This is a genomic window from Enterobacter cloacae complex sp. 402C9 (assembly GCF_050030745.1).
In the GTDB taxonomy this organism is placed as follows: Bacteria; Pseudomonadota; Gammaproteobacteria; order Enterobacterales; family Enterobacteriaceae; genus Enterobacter; species Enterobacter intestinihominis.
In genome coordinates this window covers 1-12,692 of the sequence record NZ_JBLGUW010000001.1, presented here as the reverse complement: position 1 = coordinate 12,692, position 12,692 = coordinate 1, and the positions used below count along the sequence as shown (strand labels likewise).

Genomic DNA, 12,692 nt, shown 5'->3' with positions numbered 1-12,692 from the left:
AATTTACAGAGGGTTATATTTTTTCTATGTACGTTTTTTTTGCCCGGTGGCGCTTCGCTTACCGGGCCTACGAGAGAGTAGGCCGGATAAGCGTAGCGCCATCCGGCGATTTACCACTCGGCTACGGAACCGTCTTCAAGACGCCACAGTGGGTTACGCCAGTCCGGCGCACTTTTACTCAGCTCAATGACTTTGGCTTCGTCGATCTCCACGCCAAGGCCCGGCTTCGTTAACGGTTTAAAGAAACCGCCTTCCATGCTGAAGTCTTCCTTGTTTTTCACAAAGTCGAGCAGCTCCGCGCCCTTGTTATAGTGAATGCCCATGCTTTGTTCCTGGAACACCGCATTGCGGGAGACGAAGTCCACATGCAGACAGGCTGCCAGCGCAATCGGCCCAAGCGGACAGTGCGGCGCCAGCGCCACATCGTAGGCTTCTGCCATGCCGGCAATTTTGTAGCATTCAGTGATGCCACCCGCGTGGGAGAGGTCCGGTTGCAGGATCGCAATGCCGCCCGCTTCTAGCACGCGCTTAAACTCGAAGCGCGAGAACATACGCTCCCCCGCCGCGATGGGAATGTGCGTCTGTTCAGCCAGTTTTGGATAGTATTCCGCCTGCTCGGCCAGAACAGGCTCTTCAATAAACAGCGGGCGATACGGCTCCAGCTCTTTAATCAGCACTTTGGCCATTGGCGCGCTGACGCGGCCGTGGAAATCCAGGCCAAACTCAATCTCGTTGCCGAAAGCCTCGCGGATTTGCGCCACGGTGTTCACCGCCCGGTCTACCGCGCGCGAGTTATCGATAACGCCCATCTCTTCGCAGCCGTTGAGTTTGAAGGTGTCAAAACCGATGTTGCGCAGCTGCCGGATACCGTCGATCACTTCCGCAGGGCGGTCACCGCCCACCCAGCTGTAGGCTTTGATTTTGTCTCGCACCAGGCCGCCCATTAATTGCCAGACCGGGGCATTCAGAACTTTGCCTTTGATATCCCACAGCGCCTGATCGATACCGGCGATGGCGCTCATCAGGATCGGACCGCCACGGTAAAATCCCGCCCGGTACATGACCTGCCACAGGTCGTTGATGCGCGCCGGATCCTGGCCAATCAGGTATTCACCCAGCTCGTGAACCGCGGCTTCAACCGTACGCGCACGGCCTTCAATCACCGGCTCGCCCCAGCCAACCACGCCTTCGTCGGTTTCGATTTTCAGGAACATCCAACGCGGGGGTAAACGGTACGTGGTAAGTTTGGTTATTTTCATTGCACTGCCTCTCGATACGCTTTCACAAATGCTGCCGCCTGCTGTGCGGTACGCTCAACGGGCTGTCCGGCACGATAGAGATCGCTGCCCAGCCCCGCGCCCGCACAACCCGCTTTTATCCACTGCACCAGGTTTTCCGGCGTGACGCCGCCCACGGCAAAGACCGGCACGCTGGCGGGTAAGACCGCTTTCAGCGCTTTGATGTAATCCGGACCAAAGGCCGACGACGGGAAAATTTTGAGAGACTGTGCGCCCGCATTGAGGGCGGCAAAGGCTTCTGTGGCCGTGGCGCAACCCGGGCATACGGTCATGCCGTAATCCACCGCCCGGCGGATCACCTCGGGGTTGATATTCGGTGTGACGATAAGCTTGCAGCCCATCTTCGCCAGCTCATCCACCTGCTCCGGCTGTAATACGGTACCAGCACCAATCAGCGCCTTATCACCGAACGCCTTAACAACTGCCGGAATGCTTTTTTCCCATTCCGGGGAGTTGAGCGGGATTTCCACCGCGTCGAACCCGGCGTCGATCACCGCGCCAACGTGCGCTAAGGCCTCACCGGGCGTGATACCGCGCAAAATCGCGATAAGGGGAAGATCAGTTTGCCACTGCATGAGCGATGCTCCTTATGCCTGCCTGAAATGCCGTGTCGCCTTCCACCGCAGCAACATCCCGTCCGATAGCGTGGAACGCCTGGCGGTAACGAGACGTCAGCGATGAACCCGCGACGAGCGTGATGGCCTGCTGCCCGGCGAACCCGTCGCTCAGGGCGGCGACTTCTGCGCCAATCAGCAGGCCGGACAGAAATTCGCTGACCTGCTCGCGCGGAAGATTTCCCAGCACGTGCGAGGCGCGAACCTCAAAAAGTTGCGGCAAAACGGCAGGGGATGCGATCCCGCGCTCAAGCCCGGCGGCAAACGCTTCCGGCGAAGGGGTTTGCTCCGGCAAACCGGCCCCCACCAGCGAATGCTTAAGCAGCAAGTGGTGCAGTTCGCCGGTCATCACCGTGCGGAAATCATGAATTTGCTCAGCATCCGCCTGGACCCATTTGCAGTGCGTCCCGGGCATGACGTAGCCAGAAGAAGGAGAAAGGGTGCGCGCCCCGAGCAGCTGCGTCTCTTCGCCGCGCATCACGTTATGGTTATCGTCGCGAGAGACGCATAAACCGGGAATAATCCAGACATTGTCGCCAACAGACGTTAACTGCTCGCCAACGGCGGTGAAATGCACCGGAACCGACAGGTAAGGCGCAACCTTCCAGCCCACGTTACTGCCGACCATTCCGGCCATCACCACTGGCGTAGTACCGTCGCGCCAGTTTTGTGTCACCTCTGCTAACACCGCTTCGGGGGATTTACCGTTCAGGCGCGTCACACCTGCTTCTGAATGCCTGCTTTCCAGACACTGCTCACCCTGGTAGAGCCAGGCGCGCAGATTGGTCGATCCCCAGTCAATTGCGATGTAGCGTGATGTCATGTGATTTCCTTCAACCTTCGAGTCGAGCTGGCGATCATGGTCAGCGCCGCCTGCTCTGCCGCATCGCCGTCCTGATGCCGTATCGCATCGAACAGCGCTTTATGTTCCTGAAGCGTTTTCGGCATGTTGGCCTCATCGCCCATCCAGGTACGTTCAAAAACTGCTCGCTGTAGCGAGCTGATCGCCACGCTAAGCTGCTGTAACACCGGGTTATGCACCGACTGCAGTACCGCCTCGTGGTAGCGAATGTCCGCCTCGTTGAACGCCTCCCGATTCTGGTTATTGGCGATCATGTCGTTTAACGCCGACTCAATCTGTGCCAGGTCACCTGACGTTGCACGCTCTGCTGCCCAGCGGGCGATGGCCGGTTCCACCAGATTTCGGACTTCGCTCATCGCGCCGATAAGCCGTGGGTCGTAGTCGTTTTCCAGTACCCATTGCAGAACATCGGTATCGAGGTAGTTCCACTGGTTACGCGGCGCAACAAACGCGCCGCGATAGCGCTTCATTTCAATCAGCCGCTTCGCCATCAGCGAGCGGAACACTTCCCGGATGATATTGCGCGAGGTTTCAAACTCCTCGCACAGTTCCGCCTCTGCTGGCAGCGGCGAACCGGGAACGTATTTGCCACCCACAATCTGAGTGCCCAGCGTGATGACAATGCGATCGGTTTTATTGAGTGTCATGGAGAGTCCTTGTGCTCTGTAAGTCCATCACTACTTTACCGCGACCGCTGAATTTCGCCTCACTTTTGCAGTACAAACGTGAGTCCTTTCGCCTTTGCCGTGGTGACAATGTAGTACAATCAATTAATGTTGTACTACAATCCAGATCACAAAAAGAACAATTCGATAAATTCAGCGCCAAAAAAAGCCCCGGTTGATAACCGAGGCTGATGATTACAGACAGCTGTCAGGACAGGACAAATTTCTCAATCGCATAAGCCACGCCGTCTTCCAGGTTAGATTTGGTGACGAAGTTCGCCACTTCTTTCACCGACGGGATGGCGTTATCCATCGCCACGCCCATGCCTGCATATTCGATCATCGCAATATCGTTTTCCTGGTCGCCCAGCGCCATAATCTCCTCAGGCTTGATGCCCAGCGCATCGGCAAGCGATTTGACACCCGTGCCTTTATTGACGCGTTTATCGAGGATTTCGAGGAAGTACGGCGCACTTTTCAGCACGGTGTATTTCTCTTTTACCTCAGCCGGAATGCGTGAGATGGCTTTGTCGAGAACCGCAGGTTCATCAATCATCATCACTTTCAGGAACTGGGTTGCCGGGTCCATGTTTTCCGCTTCGCAGAACACCAGTGGAATGGTTGCAACGTAGGACTCGTGCACCGTGTAGTAGCTGATATCGCGGTTGGCGGTGTAAAGCGTATTGCGATCGAGCGCGTGGAAGTGAGAGCCCACTTCGCGGGAGAGCTTTTCCAGGAACAGGTAGTCATCATAGCTCAGTGTAGTTTGCGCCACCGTGCTGCCATCGGCTGCCTTTTGCACTAGCGCGCCGTTATAGGTGATGCAGTAATCGCCAGGCTCATTCATGTGCAGCTCTTTCAGGTAGCTGTGCACCCCGGCATACGGGCGTCCGGTGGTGAGCACCACGTTCACGCCTTTTTCGCGTGCGGCGGCGATCGCATTTTTAACGGCAGGAGAGATAGTGTGGTCTGGCAGCAGCAGCGTGCCGTCCATATCGATTGCAATGAGTTTGATAGCCATGAGGTCCCCGGGATAAATGAGTGCTATTTCATGCTAACGCGATTAAGCACACAAAAATAGAGCTACCTTGCGTAACAAAAAGCCCCTTTTATATTTATCCCGGGAACAAGAACTCACTCGCGGGTGAGAACGATTTTGCCAAACGCACCGCGATCCAGATGCTCAAGCGCCTGTTCCAGTTCGTCAAAACGATAGCGATGTTCAATCACCGGTTTTAACTCCGTGACATCAACAGCACGGACAAAATCTTCCAGCGCCCGGCGGTGTCCAACCCCAATCCCCTGAATGACGGGGGATTTCAGCAGCAGCTCGCCAGCAGGCAGGGAAATGTCCGTTCCGGCCAGCACGCCAATAACGGAGATACGCCCGTGAACGGCTACCGCGCGAAGGGAATGTCTCAGATTCTCCCCACCCACGGTTTCGATAATATGGTCGATGCCGCGATCCTGCGTCAGTGCCAGCGAATTTTCAGCCCAGTCGCCTTTCAGTCGGTTGATGCCCTGGCTGGCTCCCAGCTTTTTGGCTAGTGCCAGTTTTTCATCACTCCCCGACGTAACAATAACTTCTGCGCCGTGCGCTTTTGCTATCTGCAAAGCGAATAGCGCCACACCGCCCGTGCCTTGTACCAGCACCGATTGCCCGGCGCGTAAATGACCGCGCTCCACCAGCGCGAACCATGCGGTAAGCCCCGCGCAAGGAAGCGTGCTGGCCTCAGCGTCATTCAGGCTTTCCGGGGACGCCACCAGCGCGTTTTCCTTCACAATCACATACTCGGCCAGCATACCCTGGAAGTATCCACCGGACGTTTTATAGGGCAAATCGCGCGCGTCTGCCTGCGGCTTGCCGTCGATCCACTCAGGGAAGAAGGTTGAGATGACGCGTGCGCCGGGTTTGAAACGCGTAACGCCTTCGCCAATGCTGTCCACCACGCCTGCCATGTCAGATGCTGGGGTAAACGGGAAGGAAAGCGGAATCGGCATCGTGCCTTCAATCACCATTTTATCCCGGTAGTTGAGCGCAACGGCACTCACCCGCACGCGGATCTCACCCGGGCCGGGCTGTGGCACAGGCACCTGAACAAGCTGAAGGCTCTCGCGCCCAAGGGCGTTCATTGACCAGCGCTGCATTGTTTCTGTCATTTTTTCTCTCCTGCCATCAAATAAGCTTTAGGACTGACAGTCTACCGTTGACGCCTGGTCGCCAGTGGCGATAAGTTTTCCCATAATTGATGACGCAGTGGATACAATCCATGACCGATACGCTGAAGGATATACCTGTATTTGTGGCCGCCGTTGAGGCGGGAAGTTTTGCGCAGGCCGCCGTCCGTCTGCATTTGTCGCGCTCGGCGGTAGGAAAAAGCATTGCTCGTCTTGAAGAGCGGCTGGGCGTACGTCTTTTCCAGCGTACCACCCGCAGCCAGAGGCTGACCGACAACGGCGCTCTGTTTTATGAACGCTGCCTTCGCGCGCTGGAGGAGATTCGGGGCGCGGAGTCGCTGCTTGAAACAGGGAAGCAGCAGGTCAGCGGCCGCCTGCGCGTCGCCATGCCGGTTCTGTTTGGTCGCCAGTGCGTCGCGCCACTGCTGATAGAACTGACGCAGGAACATCCTGGGCTTGAGCTTGAAATGTCATTCAGCGACCGCGTGGTGGATCTGGTAGAGGAAGGCTTTGATATGGCGGTACGTAACGGCACGCTGCAGGACAGCAGCCTGCTGGTCGCCAGAAGGCTGGGCGAGCATCGCATGGTGCTGTGTGCCGCCCCGGATTACCTGATGAAGAACGGCCATCCAGAAAACGTTGCTGATTTACCCCACCACACTGCCATTAACTATCTGCGATCAGGCAGAGTGCTGCCCTGGCAGCTAATGGATAGCGAAGGGAGATCGCACACCTTTACTCCCCGCTCATCGCTCAATATGGATGATTTACAGGCAATCTGCGACGCTGCGCTGGCCGGACACGGCCTTGCGTGGTTGCCCTGCTGGATGGCCCGCAGAGAAATACATCAGGGAAAACTCATCCCGCTTTTAAAGCAGGCACCGGACGTGCGCTTCGACGTTCATGCAGTCTGGCAGCAGACGCCGCATCTGCCGCTGAGGGTTAGAATAGCGATAGATACGCTGGCGAGCCGTTTACCGTCCGTGATGTCGCTGGATATGCCTGCGCCCATAAAAAAGCCGCGCTAAAAGCGCGGCCTGTTATCGTGCGGTATAACGACGATTAAATATCGATATTCGCCGCTTTCAGGGCGTTCTCTTCGATGAAGGCGCGACGTGGTTCAACCGCGTCACCCATCAGGGTAGTGAACAGCTGATCCGCTGCGATTGCGTCTTTAACGGTGACGCGCAGCATGCGACGGCTTTCCGGATCCATGGTGGTTTCCCACAGCTGATCCGGGTTCATTTCGCCCAGGCCTTTATAACGCTGAATAGAGAGGCCACGACGGGACTCTTTCACCAGCCACTCCAGCGCCTGTTCGAAGCTGGCTACCGGCTGACGACGCTCGCCACGTTCGATAAACGCGTCGTCTTCGATCAGACCACGCAGCTTCTCGCCGAGGGTGCAGATACGGCGGTATTCCGGACCGGTAACAAACTCGTGCTCCAGCGGGTAGTCGGTATCGACGCCGTGGGTACGCACGCGTACGATCGGCTCGAACTGCTGCTCAGCGTTCTGCTGAACGTCAAACTTCCACTGGCTGCCGTGCTGCTCTTTCTCGTTCAGCTCGCTCACCAGGGTGTTCACCCAGCGGGTGACGGTCTGCTCGTTGCTCAGATCGGCTTCGGTCACGGTTGGCTGATAAATCAGCTCTTTCAGCAGCGCTTTCGGATAGCGACGCTCCATACGGCCAATCATTTTCTGCGTGGCGTTGAACTCGGAGACCAGACGCTCCAGCGGTTCACCGGCCAGCGCTGGCGCGCTGGAGTTTGCGTGCAGGGTCGCACCATCAAGGGCGATCGCGATTTGGTACTGATCCATCGCCTCGTCATCTTTAATGTACTGTTCCTGCTTGCCTTTCTTCACTTTATACAGCGGCGGCTGGGCAATGTAGACGTGGCCGCGCTCAACGATTTCCGGCATCTGACGATAGAAGAAGGTCAACAGCAGCGTACGAATGTGCGAGCCGTCGACGTCCGCATCGGTCATGATGATGATGCTGTGATAGCGCAGTTTGTCCGGGTTGTACTCGTCGCGACCGATGCCGCAGCCGAGCGCGGTGATGAGCGTCGCCACTTCCTGAGAAGAGAGCATCTTGTCGAAGCGCGCTTTCTCAACGTTAAGGATTTTACCCTTCAGCGGCAGAATCGCCTGGTTCTTGCGGTTACGGCCCTGCTTTGCAGAACCGCCCGCGGAGTCCCCTTCCACAAGGTACAGTTCAGACAGCGCCGGATCGCGTTCCTGGCAGTCAGCCAGTTTGCCCGGCAGGCCTGCCAGGTCCAGCGCGCCTTTACGACGGGTCATTTCACGGGCTTTACGCGCCGCTTCACGGGCACGCGCCGCATCGATAATTTTACCCACCACGATTTTCGCGTCGGACGGGTTTTCCAGCAGGTATTCGCTCAGCAGTTCGTTCATCTGCTGTTCAACCGCCGATTTCACCTCAGAAGAGACCAGCTTGTCTTTGGTCTGTGAGGAGAATTTCGGATCCGGCACCTTCACGGAGACCACGGCAATCAGGCCTTCACGGGCATCGTCACCGGTGGCGCTGACTTTCGCTTTTTTGCTGTAGCCTTCTTTGTCCATGTAGGCGTTCAGGGTACGGGTCATCGCCGCGCGGAAGCCCGCAAGGTGAGTACCGCCGTCGCGCTGTGGAATGTTGTTGGTAAAGCAGTAGATGTTTTCCTGGAAACCATCGTTCCACTGCAGTGCCACTTCCACGCCGATACCGTCTTTTTCAGTAGAGAAGTAGAAGATATTCGGGTGAATTGGCGTTTTGTTCTTGTTCAGATACTCAACGAACGCCTTGATACCGCCTTCGTAGTGGAAGTGGTCTTCTTTGTTGTCGCGTTTGTCGCGCAGTCGAATCGACACGCCGGAGTTCAGGAACGACAGTTCACGCAGGCGTTTCGCCAGGATCTCGTACTCGAATTCGGTGACGTTGGTGAAGGTTTCAAGGCTCGGCCAGAAACGCACCATGGTTCCGGTTTTGTCGGTATCGCCGGTAACGGCCAGCGGTGCCTGCGGCACACCATGGGTGTAAATCTGGCGGTGAATTTTGCCTTCGCGCTGGATAACCAGCTCCAGCTTCTGCGACAGGGCGTTTACTACGGATACGCCTACGCCGTGCAGACCGCCGGAAACTTTATAGGAGTTATCATCGAACTTACCGCCTGCGTGCAGAACGGTCATGATAACTTCCGCAGCAGATACGCCCTCTTCCGGGTGAATACCGGTTGGGATGCCACGACCATCATCGGTAACGGACACGGAGTTGTCCGCATGGATCGTGACCACGATGTCTTTACAGTGACCCGCGAGCGCTTCGTCGATAGCGTTATCTACCACCTCGAATACCATGTGGTGCAGACCGGTGCCGTCATCCGTGTCGCCGATATACATACCCGGGCGCTTACGCACCGCATCCAGTCCTTTCAGGACTTTGATACTGGAGGAGTCATAAGAATTCGACATCAACGTTTCTCGCTCATTTCAACTTGGGTTAATCCGTTATTTTACCCTTTTCCACGGTAAACATCTTCGAATTTTCGTCCGACATGTCCATAACGTGTTCAGCGCTAATGGCGCTGACGAAAACCTGCGACTGCGTGGCTTTTAAGCGGCTGGCAAGTAGCCCGCGCCGCGCGTCGTCAAGTTCCGAGGCAAAATCATCTATCAGGTACAGGCAGCGTCGCCCACTTTCGCGGGTGAGGAACTCCCCCTGCGCCAGGCGTAGCGCGCACATCAGGAGCTTCAGCTGCCCGCGCGACAGCGTGTCTTCCACCGGCGCACCGTCGGCACGAATGCGGAAATCCGCCTTGTGCGGGCCGTGCGCGGTGTAGGTCAACATGCGATCGCGCTCGAAGCTTCTCTCTAACACCTCGGCATAATCCGTCTCTTTTTCCCAGCCACGCTGGAAAGAGAAGGTGAGAGAGAACTCGGGTAAAAACTGTTTGCAGGTGTCGGCCATGTCTTCGGCGATACCTGCGCTGTATTCGGCACGCCAGCGGCTGATTTGTTCCGCAAGAGGAATTAATTCCATGTCCCACGGACGCAGCTGGGCGTAGCGCGTGACCTGGCGCAATGCGGCGTTACGCTGTTTAAGCAGACGCTTCAGATTGCTCCAGGCGTTAAAGAAACCGGCTTCATTGTGAAAGCATCCCCAGTCGAGGAACGCTCTTCTGTATTTGGGGCCGCCGTTGAGTAAAGTAAACCCCTCCGGCGTAATCAGCTGCATCGGCATCAGCAGTGCCAGCTCCGCCACCTTGTGGCCGTCGGTGCCGTCGATGCGCACCTTGCTGTCGCCCTGCTTGTCTTTGGTCAGGCCGATGGCGGTTTCCCGCTCGGCGCCCTGCAAGCGCCCATGCAGCACAAACGCATCCTGCTCGTGGCGAATTACGCGACCAATCTGCAAACTGCGAAACGCCCGGCCATGACCGAGCGTATAGATGGCTTCCAGCACGCTGGTTTTGCCGCTGCCGTTCGCGCCAACCAGGAAATTAAAGCCAGGGGATAAAGCGAGATCCGCGCTCTCGATGTTGCGAAAGTCGCGGATCAACAGACGGGTGAGCGACATTACAGTCTCATTGGCATGACAACATAAGCAGCCGACTGTGATGCGGCATCTTCAATCTGTACGCTCGAAACGGAGTCAGTCAGCAGGATGCGAACGTTCTCGCATTTCAGTGCATTCAGCACATCCAGCACATAGCTGACGTTGAAGCCGATTTCCATCTCAGCCCCGGCGTAGGTGACGTCCAGAATCTCTTCTGCCTCTTCCTGCTCCGGGTTGTTGGCGGTGATTTTGATCTGGTTTTCACTCACGTACAGACGTACGCCGCGGAATTTCTCGTTGGAGAGAATAGCGGCGCGCGCGAACGCCTGCTTGAGGATGTCGCAACCTGCCTCCAGCGTTTTGTCCGGGTTCTTCGGCAATACGCGGCGATAATCCGGGAAACGTCCGTCTACCAGCTTCGATGTGAAGACAAAATCGCCCACGTGGGCACGAATATTGTTGCTACCGATCTGCACGCGCAGCGGGGTGTCGCCGCCGTCGAGCATACGCATCAGTTCAATTACGCCTTTACGCGGTACGATCACCGAATGGTTTGGCAGTGAATCGCCAATCGGCATGGAACAGACCGCCAGACGGTGACCGTCTGTAGCCACGGTACGCAGCTCTTCACCTTCGGTTTCGAACAGCATGCCGTTTAAGTAGTAACGAACGTCCTGATGCGCCATGGAGAACTGCGTGGCTTCAATCAGACGCTTCATCGTCGCCTGCGGCAGGGTAAATTCAACTTCGCTCTGCCAGTCATCCAGGTTCGGGAAGTCCGCAGCGGGCAGCGTGGAGAGGGAGAAACGGCTGCGGCCAGAGCGCACCAGCATGCGGTCGCCCTCCAGCTGCACGGCGATTTCAGCGCCTTCCGGCAGCCCACGGCAAATATCAAAGAATTTACGTGCCGGAACCGTGGTCGCGCCCGCGTCGTGCGGCTGAGTCAGCGTAACGCGCGCGATCATTTCCATTTCCAGATCTGTGCCGGTCAGCGACAGCGTACCGTCAGCGACCTGAAGCAGCAGGTTTCCAAGAATAGGCAGCGTAGGGCGGCCGCCTAATGGGCCACTCACCTGTTGCAGCGGTTTTAATAAATGTTCACGTTCAACGGTAAATTTCATAGCGTCACGATGATAATGTTCTGATTAAATTGGAAAAATCTTCTTTTATGTCGTGGCTTTCTTCGCGTAACTGCTCAATCTTGCGACAGGCGTGCAGCACGGTCGTATGGTCACGTCCACCAAACGCATCACCGATTTCCGGCAGGCTGTGGTTGGTGAGCTCTTTTGCCAGCGCCATCGCCATCTGACGCGGACGCGCCACCGAGCGGGAACGACGTTTAGACAGTAAATCTGCCACTTTGATCTTGTAGTACTCAGCCACCGTCTTCTGAATATTGTCGATGGTGACCAGTTTTTCCTGCAATGCCAACAAATCGCGCAGCGCTTCACGCACAAAATCGATGGTGATCGCACGACCGGTAAAATTGGCGTTGGCGATAACGCGGTTCAGTGCCCCTTCCAGCTCACGAACGTTGGAACGCAGGCGCTTGGCAATAAAGAACGCCACTTCACCCGGCAGGCGAATGTCGTTCTCGTCGGCTTTTTTCATCAGGATCGCGACGCGGGTTTCCAGCTCCGGCGGCTCGATCGCCACGGTCAGGCCCCAGCCGAAGCGGGATTTGAGACGATCTTCAACGCCGTTGATCTCTTTTGGATAACGATCCGAGGTCAAAATGATCTGCTGATTGCCTTCCAGCAGGGCGTTAAAGGTGTGGAAAAACTCTTCCTGCGATCGTTCTTTATTGGCAAAGAACTGGATGTCATCGATCAGCAGCGCATCAACGGAACGGTAGTAGCGTTTAAACTCTTCGATCGCATTGTTTTGCAGGGCTTTTACCATGTCCTGAACGAAGCGTTCGGAGTGCATATACACTACTTTGGCATTGGGCTTACGCGCCATAATGCCGTTGCCCACCGCATGCAGCAGGTGCGTTTTACCGAGACCCGTGCCGCCATAAAGGAACAGCGGGTTGTAAGCACCACCGGGATTATCGGCAACCTGGCGGGCCGCCGCGCGCGCCAGCTGGTTCGACTTACCTTCAACGAAGTTATCGAACGTGTGTTTCACGTTAACATTAGAGCGGTAGGTAGGCTCAGCGGGGGCTGGAACGTTATCCCAGCCCTGACGAGCCGGTGCAACGCGAGGCGCTGGAGCGGGCGCCGCCTGTGCAGGGGCTGCCACATTGACAACTTCACGAACGGTTTGGGTGACCGGCTTTGTGCCCACTTCAAAACGCAGCTGTGGGGCATCTGACCCGCAGAAATCGTTCAGCAGTCCATTGATGTTATTAAGGTATTTATCCCTTACCCAATCGAGCACGAAACGGTTTGGCGCGTACAAAGCCAGCGTGTTATCGCTCAGTTCCGCCTGCAATGGGCGGATCCACATACTGAATTCTGTGGCTGGTAACTCATCCTGCAATCGGGCAAGACACTGCTGCCAAAGCGAAAGTGACAC

General features: G+C 56.5%; 11 protein-coding genes. 1 reads left to right on the top strand and 10 read right to left on the bottom strand.

Annotated features, from left to right (window positions below; genetic code table 11):
- Window positions 1–110 precede the first annotated feature (110 nt).
- The 6 genes from dgoD to ACQG1K_RS00030 all read right to left on the bottom strand — a co-directional run bounded on the left by dgoD (window position 111) and on the right by ACQG1K_RS00030 (window position 5,599).
- Window positions 111–1,259 carry a galactonate dehydratase gene (gene dgoD, locus ACQG1K_RS00055; protein WP_017694024.1) on the bottom strand — a complete coding sequence of 383 codons (1,149 nt, stop codon included), beginning with the start codon at window positions 1,257–1,259 and terminating at the stop codon, window positions 111–113.
- Window positions 1,256–1,873, bottom strand: coding sequence for a 2-dehydro-3-deoxy-6-phosphogalactonate aldolase (locus ACQG1K_RS00050; RefSeq protein ID WP_063841676.1), 618 nt, complete (start codon window positions 1,871–1,873; stop codon window positions 1,256–1,258). The genes dgoD and ACQG1K_RS00050 overlap by 4 nt, the downstream gene beginning before the upstream one ends.
- The gene (locus ACQG1K_RS00045) at window positions 1,857–2,735 is read right to left on the bottom strand and encodes a 2-dehydro-3-deoxygalactonokinase (protein WP_367076377.1); all 879 of its coding nucleotides are present in this window, start codon (window positions 2,733–2,735) and stop codon (window positions 1,857–1,859) included. The genes ACQG1K_RS00050 and ACQG1K_RS00045 overlap by 17 nt, the downstream gene beginning before the upstream one ends.
- Complete coding sequence (dgoR, locus tag ACQG1K_RS00040) at window positions 2,732–3,421, bottom strand: D-galactonate utilization transcriptional regulator DgoR (RefSeq protein ID WP_003861109.1); 690 nt, start codon at window positions 3,419–3,421, stop codon at window positions 2,732–2,734. The genes ACQG1K_RS00045 and dgoR overlap by 4 nt, the downstream gene beginning before the upstream one ends.
- 226 nt (window positions 3,422–3,647) lie before the next feature.
- Window positions 3,648–4,460 carry a sugar-phosphatase gene (yidA, locus tag ACQG1K_RS00035; RefSeq protein ID WP_069596104.1) on the bottom strand — a complete coding sequence of 271 codons (813 nt, stop codon included), beginning with the start codon at window positions 4,458–4,460 and terminating at the stop codon, window positions 3,648–3,650.
- Window positions 4,461–4,573: 113 nt separating this feature from the next.
- Window positions 4,574–5,599, bottom strand: a complete 1,026-nt coding sequence (locus ACQG1K_RS00030) for a zinc-dependent alcohol dehydrogenase family protein (RefSeq protein WP_275062034.1) — start codon at window positions 5,597–5,599, stop codon at window positions 4,574–4,576.
- Between the two features lie 110 nt (window positions 5,600–5,709).
- Here ACQG1K_RS00030 and ACQG1K_RS00025 point away from each other — a divergent pair, with 110 nt between their 5' ends.
- Complete coding sequence (locus tag ACQG1K_RS00025; RefSeq protein WP_063849880.1) at window positions 5,710–6,645, top strand: LysR family transcriptional regulator; 936 nt, start codon at window positions 5,710–5,712, stop codon at window positions 6,643–6,645.
- 34 nt (window positions 6,646–6,679) lie between these two features.
- On the opposite strand, the gene gyrB is transcribed toward ACQG1K_RS00025, so the two are convergent.
- From gyrB to dnaA, 4 genes are all read right to left on the bottom strand, one after another.
- Entirely contained in the window at window positions 6,680–9,091 is a 2,412-nt protein-coding gene (gene gyrB / locus ACQG1K_RS00020) for a DNA topoisomerase (ATP-hydrolyzing) subunit B (RefSeq protein WP_367076379.1), read from the bottom strand.
- A 28-nt stretch (window positions 9,092–9,119) separates the two neighbouring features.
- On the bottom strand, window positions 9,120–10,193 hold the full coding sequence (recF, locus tag ACQG1K_RS00015; protein ID WP_022646527.1) for a DNA replication/repair protein RecF: 1,074 nt from the start codon (window positions 10,191–10,193) through the stop codon (window positions 9,120–9,122).
- Window positions 10,193–11,293, bottom strand: a complete 1,101-nt coding sequence (gene dnaN, locus ACQG1K_RS00010; protein WP_003861122.1) for a DNA polymerase III subunit beta — start codon at window positions 11,291–11,293, stop codon at window positions 10,193–10,195. Before dnaN ends, recF begins: the two co-directional genes overlap by 1 nt.
- 4 nt (window positions 11,294–11,297) lie before the next feature.
- A partial coding sequence (gene dnaA, locus ACQG1K_RS00005) for a chromosomal replication initiator protein DnaA (RefSeq protein ID WP_223831758.1) occupies window positions 11,298–12,692 on the bottom strand: 1,395 nt, incomplete at its 5' end.

What these genes read in the sequence shown, in the direction of transcription:
- dgoD (WP_017694024.1), bottom strand. Translation starts at nt 1,259, where the DNA reads ATGAAAATAACCAAACTTACCACGTACCGTTTACCCCCGCGTTGGATG.
- ACQG1K_RS00050 (WP_063841676.1), bottom strand. Translation starts at nt 1,873, where the DNA reads ATGCAGTGGCAAACTGATCTTCCCCTTATCGCGATTTTGCGCGGTATC.
- ACQG1K_RS00045 (WP_367076377.1), bottom strand. Translation starts at nt 2,735, where the DNA reads ATGACATCACGCTACATCGCAATTGACTGGGGATCGACCAATCTGCGC.
- dgoR (WP_003861109.1), bottom strand. Translation starts at nt 3,421, where the DNA reads ATGACACTCAATAAAACCGATCGCATTGTCATCACGCTGGGCACTCAG.
- yidA (WP_069596104.1), bottom strand. Translation starts at nt 4,460, where the DNA reads ATGGCTATCAAACTCATTGCAATCGATATGGACGGCACGCTGCTGCTG.
- ACQG1K_RS00030 (WP_275062034.1), bottom strand. Translation starts at nt 5,599, where the DNA reads ATGACAGAAACAATGCAGCGCTGGTCAATGAACGCCCTTGGGCGCGAG.
- ACQG1K_RS00025 (WP_063849880.1), top strand. Translation starts at nt 5,710, where the DNA reads ATGACCGATACGCTGAAGGATATACCTGTATTTGTGGCCGCCGTTGAG.
- gyrB (WP_367076379.1), bottom strand. Translation starts at nt 9,091, where the DNA reads ATGTCGAATTCTTATGACTCCTCCAGTATCAAAGTCCTGAAAGGACTG.
- recF (WP_022646527.1), bottom strand. Translation starts at nt 10,193, where the DNA reads ATGTCGCTCACCCGTCTGTTGATCCGCGACTTTCGCAACATCGAGAGC.
- dnaN (WP_003861122.1), bottom strand. Translation starts at nt 11,293, where the DNA reads ATGAAATTTACCGTTGAACGTGAACATTTATTAAAACCGCTGCAACAG.